The organism is Methylobacterium sp. J-030, from assembly GCF_022829545.1.
In the GTDB taxonomy this organism is placed as follows: domain Bacteria; phylum Pseudomonadota; class Alphaproteobacteria; order Rhizobiales; family Beijerinckiaceae; genus Methylobacterium.
On record NZ_JAKSYM010000267.1, the window covers coordinates 1 to 477 of the forward strand.

Annotated in this window: 2 protein-coding genes; both read right to left on the reverse strand. The window is 71.9% G+C overall.

What is annotated here, in order from left to right:
* A partial coding sequence (locus MKK75_RS19675; RefSeq protein WP_244044209.1) for a hypothetical protein occupies positions 1-207 on the reverse strand: 207 nt, incomplete at its 3' end.
* On the reverse strand, positions 207-477 hold a 271-nt coding region (locus tag MKK75_RS19680), incomplete at its 5' end, for a hypothetical protein (RefSeq protein ID WP_244044210.1). The genes MKK75_RS19680 and MKK75_RS19675, both read right to left, overlap by 1 nt.

A 477-nucleotide genomic window follows, 5' to 3' on the forward strand; every position in this document is an offset into this window, starting at 1 on the left:
GCGCACCACCTCAAGCGGATCGGAGGTGACGACCTGTGCCAGCCCCGGCGCGCCCGGTTCGGACGCCGCCTGCAGAACCGTGTCGATGTACTCCTGGAGGACATCCTGCGGGGTCTCAGCCACCTGCAGCACGTCGCCGAGCGTCTGTTCCTCGACGGGCGAAGCCGCCGCGTCGAGCACGAAGCTCTCGGGGAGGTCGCCGGCCATCACGCGGCGGCCTGCATCGGCTGGCGTGCGCCAGGTGCGGCCGGCGGGGGCGGGTCTGGCTGATCCGTCGAGTGGATCGCGGCGAGGCCGACCGCCAGCGCGGTGCGGGTCGCGACGGACAGGCGGACGCCGCCGGCATGGGCGGCGGCGTCGAGGTCCCGGCGCATCGAGGCCGGCAGACGAAGGTTCAGAACGCGGTCTTGAGGCGTGCGCACGTCAAAACTCCCCGAGCGGAAGCACTCGCGGAGTAGAACACAGGCGGCCAGATTG